Source organism: Paenibacillus sp. NRS-1781, assembly GCF_050467745.1.
Classification (GTDB): Bacteria; Bacillota; Bacilli; order Paenibacillales; family Paenibacillaceae; genus Paenibacillus; species Paenibacillus terrae_A.
In genome coordinates this window covers 25,538-38,511 of the sequence record NZ_JBITPI010000051.1, presented here as the reverse complement: position 1 = coordinate 38,511, position 12,974 = coordinate 25,538, and the positions used below count along the sequence as shown (strand labels likewise).

The following is a 12,974-nucleotide window of genomic DNA, read 5'->3' as shown; positions in this document are numbered from 1 at the left end:
AAAAACTAATTGAATGAAAATTATTATATCAAAGACTACGAAAAAATGAAACATGCGTTCTGTACAGGAATGGTATTGAAAAAGCAAGACCCTGCGAACTGTACATGAAATGCAGTTTAGGCTACAAGTGCGTTGGTACTCAAGATAATTTGACTTATTCCGAAAAAATAAAGTTTGATCATGTTGCATTATTCTCAGCCCTTGTTGTACAAGGGAATACTGAACATAAAAAGGACTAACCTCAAGTTGTAGAGGCTTTTCAAACCAAACCCAAAGGTGAAAGTCACTCTTTCTATTCTACAAGAAAGTCAATATCTATTCCTATGAGAAAAGAGAACTGAAGTACAAAGTGGGCTTACGGGCAATGTGAACTGGGCGAAAAGCTGGCTACTTTGAGCAACAAGATCAATTGTTTTGGCTACAAACTCCTTCTGGCTGTCGATGCCAAATGTGAACTTTCTCTTGCGTTAAAAGTAACGCTCCCTGTCCATAATGAGGATAATATTTCTACGCTGATAAAGCTTGCCAAGGTCCAATGTTAGTTTCTTTATCCTTATGCGGGTTATGACCGGATGAAAAACTATAAAATCTTCAGAACGTGGGGACGGGAGAAGAAACGGTTTACAAATAAGCCTAAACTGACGAAGAAAAAGAGCACCGCACAGGTGCCCTCGAAACCTTTTATAAAAAATACTCAAGCATACAACATAAAAAAGCTCACTTCATGCCCCAACTGCTTCAAATAATTATATATTTGCGAACGGTGATGGAACACGTGTGTCATGGTCTCAATCTGCCATTGGACCTGCACATGTCCATGCTCCATATAAAAGGCTTTGGTCGAACGATTCAGATAATCCTCTTCGCTAAGCGAAAGAATGTAAGCCTTATACGTCTCAAAATTCTCCCTGAAACTTGCAGCCAAGCGTTCGGGATCGTCTACCTCGGACAGGCTGTTTTCAATATTCCCTACTTCTTCCTCGGACTTCTCCTGATGCATAATGGCAAGATCCGAGGCAGGAATGAGTACAAAATGATGCACTAGTTCCAAAAGTGAGCGGAAATTGTCCTGTGGACGAAAGCTCCAATCCTCTGGACGTATTTTACGGATCAGGGCTTCTCCTGTTCGTACTCCAGTCTCCAGCTCATTCAGCAGATGCTCGCGAACTTGCAGCGTTCCACTCATGTTCTCATCTCTCCTTTGTCATTCTTCTTCATGTTTTGAGTATAACGGAGGCCTCGGGGCGCGTATTGTAAAAATCGGACAACCTGCGAAAATCCCTTGCCGCTGTAAGCGGAGAATCACCATAGAACCTGCGGAAATCGCGGATCAGGTGCGCCTGATCGAAAAAGCTGTATTTCAACGCAAGCTCCGTCCAATCCAGAGGGTCACCGCTTTGAATACTTTGCAGAACGCTCTGGAAGCGGACGACTTCACTGAACTTTTTGGGACTGATCCCGATCCATTGCCCGAACTTGCGGTTGATCTGTCTTTCACTGATCGCTTCGCGCTCTGCTAGCTCTTTAACACTCATACTCCCACTACTTACAAAAATACGATGCAGCAGATTTTTCATCAGGTCACAATCGCTCATCCCTTGGCGCAGTATAAGCTGGTTCAGATACTCGTCCATCATCCGCACCCGTTCATTGAAATCCCGAGCTTCCAAAATGCGCTCACCTATGATCTCGATATTCTCGGGCCATATATCATCCAAGCGATAATTACCGCCTGTAAACAAGTGAGTCGGCATACCGTGAAAATAATGTGCTCCGCCCGGAAAAAATCGCACAGCAAAAATGCGTGTCTCGGTACCTGCTTGTCTAGCAGACACGAACGGATGTGTAAACGTCCCGCAGTACGAGATATCCTGACGCTTACTCACCGGGTTGTATTTTAATAGAATATCCGTACAGCCATCAGGTAATACCCGATCCACCGCTTCTTCACCTAACAAGCTTAATGTAGCTTCGTTACCACAGGAAATACCATGATTCCCCTCCAAAGCCTCTCCAGTAACCGGACCGGACTCCCAATAGCAAGCGACATAAGCCCTCAGCGGAGCAGACGGCCTTTTTTCGATATAATATGTGGAAGAATCACTTCCATTAACCTGAATCGGACGAAACAGTGAATGCAGCAAAGGGTCCATCCATCGTTCACTCCTGTCTCAGCACCTGTTGGGAATAAGTATAGCTATATGTATAAGGATTTTGCAAAATCCTAGTATACAAAAAGGACGTTTCTGCCCGAAACGCCCGTGCTTGTTTTTATACGACCAAAAATTCTGCTTTGTTCTCACATTCCTTGCACTTCACCGGAGGGTCCCAATCCGAAAATTTCGTTTCCTTGAGATCGACGACATCCGGTGCATCCTCGTATTCATCGACGAACATATCAATTGCCAGTTCCACATGCTCTTTACATACCACGTACATCCCAGTTGCATCCCTTTCCGTATGAAGCTCTACCAGTTGTTTGGTGTCTGTTACAAACACCTTCTTTTGTTCTACCACACTTGACGCGGAAAGAAAAGAGCCTGTTTCCTATCCCTGACGCTTGGTTTTAAAAATGAGAAAATGACTGACGTTCAGGTCCTCATGGAAATCGGGATATCGCTCCAGCATCTCTGCGGACGGCTTCGGTTCGATCATTGCCTCTAGCAGCAAACCCGCTCCAGTAATAGCCTGTACGTAGCTGCCCAGCGTGCGATGGAAGTACAGAAGCTTTTCCTCCTGATCATAAGGCATATCTTGCTCCAATGCGCCTTCACTGAAATAACGGTTTACTTTCCAGTACATCTTTTTCCCTGCCTCATCCTTTACCCATCCACTCTCTGGTGTCTGAAAGCACGGATGCAATATAGAAAAAATAAAGCTGCCCCCTGGCACCAACAGCCGCCGCATTTCGGCAATCGCCTGCTCATAATCCTCCAAGTCCTGTATGACCATATTGGATACGATTAGATCAAAGCTCTGATCCCCGAACATCTCCAGCTTCTCCAGATTACCGTGATGATACGTAATTCCCAAATCTGACGGTGTCCGCTTTCTTGCAAGCTCCAGCATCTCTGTAGAATAATCGACACCTTCCACCAGCGCACCCGCCCTGACCATTTTACGGCTCAGATAACCTTCGCCACACCCGGCATCCAGCACTTTTTTACCCGCGAGGGTGCCCATGCATTCTTGCAATGCAGGATTCAACAGCACCTCGCGAGAGCGATCCCCTTCCTCAGTGTATCTTGCAGTAAAGCTCTCTGCATGCATATTCCAGCGCCGAATGGCCTCTTCCGTGTCCCACTTGTTCATATTCATCTCCTTCTTTCTCCTGTATTTACCAATTCGATACTACTCTGCTTTCTGCGTAGGGCCATAGATTTTACACTCATTCTTACTTTTTGGCAATTATAACGTTTACAATCTAGAATTTTTCAAAATCGAGAATCACAAAATAACGAATTATCACATGATTTTCCCACTAATTATATAGGTACTCTATAATGGAATAGTATGGTAATATCTCAATGGAAAGCGCTTTCAAAATAACTCTGTAAAGGGGCCTGCCTGTATGTTCAAACGAAGACCCGTTTCATTGCTGTCGTTGACGCTTGCCATCATCCTGTTATTATCCACGTTCGCGTCCGTTGCCGCCGCTGCTGAATCTGAAGGACAAGCACCACAAGCCACCGCCGCCAGCAGTATGCAATCGTATGTCGAAGCCATGCAGCCCGGATGGAATTTAGGAAATTCCCTGGATGCTGTCGGGGCAGATGAGACTGCCTGGGGCAATCCACGCATTACTCAGGCACTGATCCAGCAAATTGCTGCCCAAGGATACAAAAGCATTCGTATTCCCGTCACCTGGGAAAAACACATTGGAGCTGCACCGAATTACACCGTTGACACTGCCTACATGAACCGTGTAGAAGAAGTCGTCCGCTGGGCACTGGATGCCAATCTGTACGTCATGCTCAATGTCCATCATGATTCATGGTCATGGGTAAGCAGTATGGAGCCCAAGCATGATGAAGTGCTGGCTCGTTATAACTCACTTTGGACACAAATTGCCAATCGCTTTAAAGATCAGCCGAACAAGCTGATGTTCGAGAGCATTAACGAACCTCGTTTCTCCGAAGGAGGAACGACGGATGAAGCGAAAATGAACCAGATGCTCCAAGAACTGAATGTTTCCTTCCACAAAATCGTCCGCGCCTCTGGCGGTAATAATGCAACACGCCCACTTGTTCTGCCCGGCTTGGATACTTCACCTGCCCAAAACAAAATCAACGAGCTGTACAACACCATAACCAGGCTGAACGATCCCAACCTAATTGCAACCATTCACTATTACGGCTATTGGGCTTTCAGTGTAAATATTGCGGGCTATACTACATTTGAGAAGGATACCAAAAACGATATTATTCAAACCTTTGATAACGCCTATAACACATTTGTGGCTAGAGGTATTCCGGTCATTGTCGGCGAATACGGTCTGCTCGGCTTCGATAAAAATACAGGTGTTATCGAACAAGGCGAAAAGCTGAAATTCTTTGAATACCTGACTTATTATATGAAAGAGAAAAAATTAACAGGCATCCTCTGGGATAATGGCCAGCATTTCAACCGCACAACATACAAGTGGTCCGATCCTGAGCTCTTTAATGTCATGAAATCCAGCTTAAAAGGACGATCCTCCAATGCAGTCAGTGACCTCATTCACTTGAAGAAAGGCACCTCCGTTCAGGATGCCACGGTCACTTTAAACCTGAACGGCAATCAGTTGAGCACACTAAGCGCCAACAACAAGCAACTGAAACAGGGCACCGACTACACACTGAGCGGAGATACACTAACCTTGAAGGCCAGCTTGCTTACCAGCCTAACCACCTCCGGTAAATATGGTGAGAATGCAGTCATTAACGCCAAGTTCAACAAGGGGGCAGACTGGAATTTTAAAGTCGTCGTGTATGATACACCAAAATTAAGCGCAACCGAGGGTACTACGCAAACCTTTACCATTCCAACGGACTTCCGTGGCAGCCAGCTTGCCACCATGGAAGCTGTTTATAGCAATGGCGGCAATGCCGGTCCGCAGGATTGGACACCGTATAAGGAATTTGGCAATACCTTTGCCCCTGCGTATGATGCGAATGGCATCAAGCTGCTGCCTGAATTTTTTAACAGTGTGAAGGATGGTGAAGTCACGCTGAAGTTCCATTTCTGGAGCGGCGATGTGGTAACCTACAAAATTACCAAGAGCGGAACCCGTGTGACGGGAACGGCATCCTAACCTACAATACAACCGCGAAACTAAAAAGGCGCTCCCGGAAAATGATCCGGAGAACGCCTTTTTTTATAGTTATGCCTAACCATTAAAACTTAGCCTTCCGGCTTATCCGTTAATTTCAACGTCACGGATTCTTCCTTGCCTGCCCTGTAAAAGGTAACCTTCAGCTCGTCGCCAATTTTCTTGTTATCGTACAAGTAGCGTCGCAAATCAAGCGTCGAGTTGATCGGTTCACTATCGAACGCGGTAATGACATCGTTCAGCTTCAAGCCTGCCTCCTTGGCAGGGCCGTGTGCCTCCAGAACAACCGCCCCGTCCTTTACGGTGTCAGGCAGCTTGAGTTCCTTGCGCTGTGTTTCATCCAGCGGAGCATACTCATTATTGAGGTCAACCGTGTATACCCCCAGATAAGGGCGGGTAATCTTGCCGTCCTCAACCAGTTCATTCACCGTCTTCATGACCTCATTGGCCGGAATCGCGAAGCCGAGTCCTTCCACACCGGTATCGGCAATTTTCATCGTATTGATGCCGATCACACGTCCGTCCAGATCGACCAGCGCACCGCCGCTGTTTCCTTCATTAATTGCTGCATCGGTCTGGATAACATGCTGTTCCCAGTCATATACGCCGTCCTGATTAATGGAAATGGGAATAATCCGATTCGGATAGCTCACAATACCGGAGGTGAGCGTATCGCCCAAGCCGAGCGGATTACCAATGGCAATCACAGTCTCGCCCAGAAGAAGCTTACTGGAATCACCGATGTCTGCTATCGTGCTAATGCCCTTATCGTCTACCGCCAGCACTGCGATATCGCTAATGCGATCCTTGCCGATCAGCTTCGCCTCTTTTTTGACACCATCCACAGTTACAATCTCCAGATCATCCGAGCCTTCAATCACATGGTTGTTAGTCATAATGAAGGCTTTGCCGGAAGCTATCCGGAAAATAACACCCGATCCAAGCGCCGACGGCTCCGTGCTACGTCCGCCTTCCCCTTTCAGGTTCACAATGCTGACGACCGCCGGACGCACCTTGGCTGCCGCCTGCACAATCCGGTCATACGGGTCACCCGCCGCCTGGCGCATGGGATAATGACTTGCTCCGGTTACTGCTGTCGTGGAGGGCAGACCTGTAATAAAGCTGAACAGCAGCACCGCAACCACCGCACTGACTGCACCGCTAATGACAGCAGCCTGCACCGGACTCACGCTTCGACGCCTGTACGGCCAACGTTCCTGTCCTCGGCGACGTGCCTTGAATGCCTTTTTTTTGGCCGCACGCGTAGATACCCTCGTTGAATAAAAATCGTCATCAAACAAGCCCATGTTCATCCTCTCCCCTTCGTTGTCATGCACCGACACTCACTAAAAAAATAGGGCTATTCGGGCTTGCGCCAACCTATGCTACAGAGACTCGCTCCGTTTGAACGCCAAAATGGATTGAATATCCCCCATGACCGAAACAGCAGATCATTTCAGCCTACTTATTAATCACCACAAATGGGGCCTCCCTAAGCATACTGATCTCATTAACCAGCATACACGCCGCAATCCACTCCGAATAGAGGAAAAAGGAGGAATGATTTCCAAACCAATTGACTACAATAGTAACAAGTCTTCTATTCTATTACAAAATGATCGTCTCATAGAGACGTTCTGGCCTGTTCCCGTTCGCTTGTAACAGCTTATGCTTTCTGATACAAGCTTTCTTTCAGAAAGCTTTCAGTTGTTAGCTTTATTGTATCACAGCACCCGGCAAAACCAAGCCGATCACACGCCATTTTTAAAATATTTTAACAGGAGGAATATATGATGAATCAACATCGCTCAGCTATGGATGAAGTTCGTATGGCTGCCAAGCTTGCGGATCTGAAAGACGAGCATTACCGCAACACGCTGGCGTTAAGTACACTCATTGAGCTACTGGTGGACAAAGGCATTGTGACCCGCGAAGAGGTTGAACGCAAAGCCGCCGAGCTGGACAGCTTTATGGCTCACTCACCTTATCCCACGGTGTAGGACGATCATAATACGTATCGCACAATCGGAACTCACTATCCTTGTAAAAGCAGCCGCGGTCCTCCATCGCCCCGCGCACGGTCAGCTTTGCCAGCTCCATCATATTGTGGTCGCGGCTCAAATGCGCCAAATACGTTCGCTTCGTCCGTCCCGTCAGCAGCTCGCTCAGAATCGCACCCGCCATCTCATTGGATAAGTGACCGATATCACTGAGAATACGGCGCTTGATGTTCCATGGATAACGCCCCATGCGCAGCATTTCCACATCATGATTAGACTCCAGCACCAATACATCTGCTTCGGAAATCGCCTGCTTCACCTTGTCGCTGACATAGCCAAGATCGGTCGCTACACTGAGCTTCTCTGCCCCATCGTAAAAGCTATACCCTACTGGCTCAGCCGCATCATGTGATATACCAAAAGACTCTACACGCAACGATTCAAATTCGCGTGTTGCGCCTGTCTCCAATATTCTGCGGTTATCGTCCGCGATCTGCCCGACAGCATTGCTGATGGCAAACCACGTCTTCTCATTCGCATACACAGGTAAATTATATTTACGCGCCATGGCGCCTAGTCCTTTAACATGATCGGAATGCTCATGTGTGACCAAAATACCATCCAACTCTTCTCCGCTCAGATCGCGTTCCTTCAGCAATTCATCAATACGCTTCGCGCTGAGACCTGCGTCGATGAGTAATGTCGTGTCTTCGTTCCGGACAACGGTGGCGTTGCCGGTCGAACCGCTCGACAGCACGGTAAATGAAATCCCCATATCTGTTCAAGACCCTTCTGTTTGTTCTGTCTTTGGACTAATGACATCTCCGTTCATCTGCACGTAATACACGCCTTGCCCGTTATCCAGCATAAACCGCCATACAGGTGCAGCCACCTGGCTATCCGAGTTAAAGGTCTGTCCATAATAGCCCAGCCGGATATCCTTCACAATCGCATCACGCGGCAAATAACTGTCAATCAACCGTGCCAGCGCCTTGGATGCGGGCAGCATTTTCTTCGCTTCATCCGAGGGCTGGAGATCGACCTGGATTTTGCGATATCCGATAATTTTTTGGTTACTGTAAAACAGGGCCAGCTTCACATTAAATAAAGGCCACTTTCCCTGTACCAACGGGTGTAGCACAAAAGCATCTGCCTGTCCGGATGCAAGCTCCTCCTGAACATCCAGCGGATCATACTGGTAGTTGTCTATGTCCCTGATTTGCGGCTGCAATGCCTCAACCAGCGCATCGTGGGTGAATACCAGCTTGCTGTCTACAGGCTCCGGTAGCTTCACACGCACATCCTTTTCCCCGCCATGAACATAAGTGTAAGACAGCTTCGGCAACTGGGGAGTATCCCCGGGAATCGGAGCCAGCACCTGAATGCTCTTCTCTTCCATTGAACGCTGCGTATTTTCATCCAGCGAAGTAAAATCCAGATTCGGCCCTGCCGTTTCCTGCGCATCACTCCACAACTGGCGCCCCAGTACTATATTGAGCAGCAAAAACGTGCAGATCAGTACGTTTTTGGCGCGACTCCAATCCATTCCCGTTCCCCCCTTCTGTCATAAGCCTATATGGTCACTTCTTTACCACCTGAGCCTGCTGCGCTTGCGGTGTACTCGCCGTTGTCGCCGTCACTGCCACAGCGTGAATCTCTGCCACAGAACCGTCGCCCAACGTAACCCGCCACTCGGGAACGAGCTTTAACCCATCATTGATCAGCTCCGGCTGATATACAGGGGTCAGATCTCTAATCGTTTTCCCTTTAGCTACAGCTTCGAGCTGCTTCTTCAAGGTTTCGCCACCCGGAAGCATAACCTTCTTCGAGGATGGCTCGCCGCCCTTGAGGTACAACAGCGAACGATCATAAACGGATGCCGTTTCCTGCTGGATTTCCAACAAAATCGTGCCAAACCGAAAGGATGGCGTATCCAGCACCGGATAAGATCCGTAATACTGCTGGAACAGCACATTGGTACGGTTCTCGTCGCTGCTTCTCATTTTCAACTGATACGAAGCATCCCAACCGCCATGCTGATTCACAAAATCAACCGCCGCCAGTACATCCCTCACCGAACTGCTTCCGCCCGCCCCCGGCGCACTCGGATCGGTATAGCTCATCCAACGCTGCTCCTGCTTAATTTGCAGACTGCGCTTGCTGTCCGTATAAATTTGGGAACCGTCCTTCTCCTGAATATTTCGCGTAATCCCCGGATCGAAAAACAAATTCCGTTGCATCTGCTCAGTCGTGAATAGCCCGGCATATACCACCGGCTGAACCGTCTCCAGATCATCTGCCGGAATGTAATACTGATTATCCACCAGCTCGTACAACGGGGCATTTTTACCGAAATTCACATGCTGCCGGATATCCTCCATCGTCATATCAAACTGATTCGCCTCATACACCACATCGCCTCTGGCACTGAAAAAGAGGGCGTGCGGCTTGGCATTTTTCTCATCTATATAGATCCAGATACGATTAATCGTCTCTCCCTGAAACACGGAATCCGGCGTCAGACGCATAACTCGCTCCAGTAATGAGACCGGGACACCGCCTGAAAAGGATAATTCCATGCCCTCATTCTCGCTGCGAATCCGCGCCCAATCTGCCGACTGGATACTCCGACGTTGAAAGCTGTTAAAGCTCCGGCTTTCCAGCCGTGTAAAAATCAAATCATAGAACGCAACGCCCGGATAAAAAACGGTATGCTTGTTTTGCCCTTGGTGAATCAGCATTTTATCAGGAAACACGAGCTTTTCAATCTTTTTCTCCTGTCCCATACTCTCGGTTTTGACATAGTTCGTCTCCGAGGTAAGTACAGAATCACTGCCTGGAAGACGGTAAATCAGAAAATAACTCTGTACGAGGCTGGAAGCAACCAGGAAAATAAGCGCCCATGATTTCAAACGTTCCTTCACTGTGCTTCCCTCCCTTCACCCAACATGGGGAGCGTAAAGGTCGTACAGGTCCCTTGACCATATTCTGACTCCAGAAAAATCTGGCCTCCATGCGCCTTTACAATTTCCCGGGCAATCGACAGCCCTAGTCCCGTACCGCCCATATTGCGCGATCTGGCCTTATCCACACGGTAAAACCGTTCAAATATCCGATCCAAATCCTTTTTGGGAATCCCTATTCCGGTATCCTGTACCGAAATAGACAGCATTCCCTCACTATTGCGGCGGGCTTCAATCCGAATATTTCCGCCCTCCGGTGTATATTTCAAAGCATTGGACATCAGATTGTCCAACACCTGCTCAATTTGATCCCGGTCAATCACGACCTTGCCGATCCCCTGCTCCACGAACATTCCAGACCGGATATGCTTTTGCTTCATTTGAAAAGAAAACCGATCCGCGACTTCGTCCAGCATTTCTATCACATCAGTAGGCTGCATCCGCAAGGGCGCTTCATTGGAATCCAGCCGCGACAGATGCAGCAAATCCGTGACTAACCGGATCATACGCTCCGTCTCGTTGCGGATCACACCTACGAAACGCTCCGCGAGCTGCGGTTCACCCATTGCGCCATCATCCAGCGCTTCGGCATAGCTGCGGATCGTCGTCAACGGAGTACGCAGCTCATGCGATACATTCGCTACGAACTCCCGACGTGTCGTCTCCATTTCCTCCTGCTCCGTCACGTCCTGGAGCACGGCAATCGTCCCCGTAATGCCAAATTCCCGCCGATGAATCGGCGTGAACGTCACGCGGATGACGATTGGCTCGTCCTGACCCGCTGGCTCCAGTTGCAGCAGCGTGGAAGCCGAAGATCCGCTGTAGAGGGCCTCGGTTTCCTCCGGGTCGATCCCGAGCAGCACCGCGATATGTCTGCCGGCCATTTCGTTCTCGTTCACGCCCAGCATCGCACTGGCCCGGCGGTTGACCAGAATAACCCGGCCATTGTCATCTGTAGCGACCACACCGTCGCTCATATTGGTCAAGATGGAGGAGAGCTTTTCCTTCTCCTCTTCATTTTGTGACAACGCCTCGCGCAAGCGGCCTGTCATATAGTTAAAGGCCACACTGAGCCTGCCGATCTCATCGTCGCCAAACACAGGCATCTGCTGGTCGAATTTGCCCTCGGCAACCTCTGTCGCATGACGCGTCATCACCTTGATCGGGTGTGTAATCGTATGCGCCAGCACCACGCCCAACACAGCCGTCAACGCCAGCGCAATCAGCATACCCGAGAGAAACACATTGTTAATGCGCTTCATCGTATCGTACAGCTCCGTCATCGAGGCGGCGATATACACCGCACCGACAATCTTGCCTTGGCTGATGACGGGCTTGGCGACGACCTTCTTGCGGACATTATCCTCGTCCACCATGTACTCCTCATTGTCACGGATACCCTGGAGTGCACGGCTGACCACCGTCTGCGTATTTTTGCGTCCGACATAATCGGCGTGTGAGCCTTGAGAAGTAATCAGCACCTTGCCGCTGGCATCCAATACCTGAATTTCTGCGCCGCTAAAATCAAACAGATTATTCACACGTGCGCGCAGACTTTCCACGCTGTCTTCCTCCATTTTACCGTCACTGCCGTTCAGATCCTGCTCTGCCAGCACAGACAGCATTTCCGCCCGCGCCTGCAAGTCCTGTGTAAAGTTGCTCGTCAAAGAGTTCTTCATGGAGCTGACAAAATAGACCCCGATCAGCTGCATCGACACTAAAATCAACAGCACATAAATAATGATCAGCTTCGCATGAATCGTGCGAAAGAAAGACAGCCATCTCATGCCCGCAGGCCACCCTTGCCCCCGCTAATAATGTATCCGAGTCCACGACGCGTCAGGATCGTCTCCGGCTTGCTCGGGTTTTCCTCAATCTTCTCGCGCAGCCGCCGGATCGTCACATCCACCGTCCGCACATCCCCGTAGTATTCGAAGCCCCACACCGCCTGGAGCAAATGCTCCCTTGTCATGACCTTCCCGGCATTTTTCGCCATATAATACAGAAGCTCATACTCCCGGTGCGTCAAATCGAGCGGTGTACCGTTTTTGTAAGCTGTATACATATCCGTATCAAAAAAGAGGTCAGCCACGCGCAGCCCCTGCTTCTCTTCCTGCGAGCGGCTTTCCGACGTGCCTACCCCGCCGCGCTGCTGTCTGCGCATCTGTGCCTTCACCCGCGCCAGCAATTCCCGTGTGCTGAACGGCTTCGTCACATAATCATCTGCGCCCAGCTCCAGCCCCAGCACCTTGTCAATTTCCCCGTCCTTGGCAGTCAGCATAATAATCGGCGTCTGGAGCTGATGCCCGCGCACCTCGCGGCACACGTCCATGCCGTCCATCCCCGGCAGCATCAGGTCCAGCAAGATCAGGTCAGGCTGCTGCTTGACTGCGATATCCACCGCGCTGATTCCATCGAAGGCGCAAATCACCTGATAGCCCTCTTTTTCCAAATTAAATTTCAAAATATCAGCGATAGGCTGTTCATCATCCACCACCAGAATCGTTCCCTGCATACAGCGCTCACCTCTTCCTACGGATCATGTTATATATTAACTTTCGTTTGTCAGTGTCCATAAGCTGCTTATTCTATTCTACCATACCCGCACGCCATTCCATTACTTGTCCAGCCCCTTTTTCTTGCACAAAAAAAGCCATGTCTGCACCCACTGTTAAGCATGCAGAAAAACATGGCCTTCCC

General features: G+C 49.2%; 12 protein-coding genes. 2 read left to right on the top strand and 10 right to left on the bottom strand.

Annotated features, from left to right (window positions below; genetic code table 11):
- Positions 1 to 694 precede the first annotated feature (694 nt).
- The 4 genes from ACIFO6_RS19355 to ACIFO6_RS19340 all read right to left on the bottom strand — a co-directional run bounded on the left by ACIFO6_RS19355 (position 695) and on the right by ACIFO6_RS19340 (position 3,312).
- Positions 695 to 1,186 carry a DinB family protein gene (locus ACIFO6_RS19355; RefSeq protein WP_430042985.1) on the bottom strand — a complete coding sequence of 164 codons (492 nt, stop codon included), beginning with the start codon at positions 1,184 to 1,186 and terminating at the stop codon, positions 695 to 697.
- A 28-nt stretch (positions 1,187 to 1,214) separates the two neighbouring features.
- Positions 1,215 to 2,153, bottom strand: a complete 939-nt coding sequence (locus tag ACIFO6_RS19350; protein WP_430042983.1) for a DUF6597 domain-containing transcriptional factor — start codon at positions 2,151 to 2,153, stop codon at positions 1,215 to 1,217.
- Positions 2,154 to 2,271: 118 nt separating this feature from the next.
- The gene (locus tag ACIFO6_RS19345) at positions 2,272 to 2,439 is read right to left on the bottom strand and encodes a CxxH/CxxC protein (protein ID WP_007433184.1); all 168 of its coding nucleotides are present in this window, start codon (positions 2,437 to 2,439) and stop codon (positions 2,272 to 2,274) included.
- Positions 2,440 to 2,547: 108 nt separating this feature from the next.
- Positions 2,548 to 3,312, bottom strand: coding sequence for a class I SAM-dependent methyltransferase (locus tag ACIFO6_RS19340; protein ID WP_430043084.1), 765 nt, complete (start codon positions 3,310 to 3,312; stop codon positions 2,548 to 2,550).
- Between the two features lie 259 nt (positions 3,313 to 3,571).
- Here ACIFO6_RS19340 and ACIFO6_RS19335 point away from each other — a divergent pair, with 259 nt between their 5' ends.
- Positions 3,572 to 5,293 (top strand): cellulase family glycosylhydrolase, encoded by a 1,722-nt coding sequence (locus ACIFO6_RS19335; RefSeq protein WP_430042982.1) that lies wholly within the window; start codon positions 3,572 to 3,574, stop codon positions 5,291 to 5,293.
- Between the two features lie 89 nt (positions 5,294 to 5,382).
- On the opposite strand, the gene ACIFO6_RS19330 is transcribed toward ACIFO6_RS19335, so the two are convergent.
- Positions 5,383 to 6,618, bottom strand: a complete 1,236-nt coding sequence (locus ACIFO6_RS19330) for a S1C family serine protease (RefSeq protein WP_430042980.1) — start codon at positions 6,616 to 6,618, stop codon at positions 5,383 to 5,385.
- Between the two features lie 486 nt (positions 6,619 to 7,104).
- Here ACIFO6_RS19330 and ACIFO6_RS19325 point away from each other — a divergent pair, with 486 nt between their 5' ends.
- The gene (locus tag ACIFO6_RS19325; RefSeq protein ID WP_430042977.1) at positions 7,105 to 7,311 is read left to right on the top strand and encodes a hypothetical protein; all 207 of its coding nucleotides are present in this window, start codon (positions 7,105 to 7,107) and stop codon (positions 7,309 to 7,311) included.
- On the opposite strand, the gene ACIFO6_RS19320 is transcribed toward ACIFO6_RS19325, so the two are convergent.
- The 5 genes from ACIFO6_RS19320 to yycF all read right to left on the bottom strand — a co-directional run bounded on the left by ACIFO6_RS19320 (position 7,280) and on the right by yycF (position 12,789).
- On the bottom strand, positions 7,280 to 8,086 hold the full coding sequence (locus tag ACIFO6_RS19320) for an MBL fold metallo-hydrolase (RefSeq protein ID WP_430042976.1): 807 nt from the start codon (positions 8,084 to 8,086) through the stop codon (positions 7,280 to 7,282). The genes ACIFO6_RS19325 and ACIFO6_RS19320 overlap by 32 nt on opposite strands.
- Positions 8,087 to 8,092: 6 nt before the next feature.
- Complete coding sequence (gene yycI, locus ACIFO6_RS19315; protein ID WP_430042974.1) at positions 8,093 to 8,857, bottom strand: two-component system regulatory protein YycI; 765 nt, start codon at positions 8,855 to 8,857, stop codon at positions 8,093 to 8,095.
- A 34-nt stretch (positions 8,858 to 8,891) separates the two neighbouring features.
- Complete coding sequence (locus ACIFO6_RS19310) at positions 8,892 to 10,235, bottom strand: YycH family regulatory protein (RefSeq protein WP_430042971.1); 1,344 nt, start codon at positions 10,233 to 10,235, stop codon at positions 8,892 to 8,894.
- Positions 10,232 to 11,986 (bottom strand): cell wall metabolism sensor histidine kinase WalK, encoded by a 1,755-nt coding sequence (gene walK, locus ACIFO6_RS19305; RefSeq protein WP_430043082.1) that lies wholly within the window; start codon positions 11,984 to 11,986, stop codon positions 10,232 to 10,234. Before walK ends, ACIFO6_RS19310 begins: the two co-directional genes overlap by 4 nt.
- 71 nt (positions 11,987 to 12,057) lie before the next feature.
- On the bottom strand, positions 12,058 to 12,789 hold the full coding sequence (gene yycF / locus ACIFO6_RS19300; RefSeq protein WP_430042969.1) for a response regulator YycF: 732 nt from the start codon (positions 12,787 to 12,789) through the stop codon (positions 12,058 to 12,060).
- Positions 12,790 to 12,974: the final 185 nt, after the last annotated feature.

Bases quoted from the DNA above. Each gene is read 5' to 3' on its own strand.
- ACIFO6_RS19355 (WP_430042985.1), bottom strand. From the start codon at position 1,186: ATGAGTGGAACGCTGCAAGTTCGCGAGCATCTGCTGAATGAGCTGGAG.
- ACIFO6_RS19350 (WP_430042983.1), bottom strand. From the start codon at position 2,153: ATGGACCCTTTGCTGCATTCACTGTTTCGTCCGATTCAGGTTAATGGA.
- ACIFO6_RS19345 (WP_007433184.1), bottom strand. From the start codon at position 2,439: ATGTACGTGGTATGTAAAGAGCATGTGGAACTGGCAATTGATATGTTC.
- ACIFO6_RS19340 (WP_430043084.1), bottom strand. From the start codon at position 3,312: ATGAACAAGTGGGACACGGAAGAGGCCATTCGGCGCTGGAATATGCAT.
- ACIFO6_RS19335 (WP_430042982.1), top strand. From the start codon at position 3,572: ATGTTCAAACGAAGACCCGTTTCATTGCTGTCGTTGACGCTTGCCATC.
- ACIFO6_RS19330 (WP_430042980.1), bottom strand. From the start codon at position 6,618: ATGGGCTTGTTTGATGACGATTTTTATTCAACGAGGGTATCTACGCGT.
- ACIFO6_RS19325 (WP_430042977.1), top strand. From the start codon at position 7,105: ATGAATCAACATCGCTCAGCTATGGATGAAGTTCGTATGGCTGCCAAG.
- ACIFO6_RS19320 (WP_430042976.1), bottom strand. From the start codon at position 8,086: ATGGGGATTTCATTTACCGTGCTGTCGAGCGGTTCGACCGGCAACGCC.
- yycI (WP_430042974.1), bottom strand. From the start codon at position 8,857: ATGGATTGGAGTCGCGCCAAAAACGTACTGATCTGCACGTTTTTGCTG.
- walK (WP_430043082.1), bottom strand. From the start codon at position 11,986: ATGCAGCTGATCGGGGTCTATTTTGTCAGCTCCATGAAGAACTCTTTG.
- yycF (WP_430042969.1), bottom strand. From the start codon at position 12,789: ATGCAGGGAACGATTCTGGTGGTGGATGATGAACAGCCTATCGCTGAT.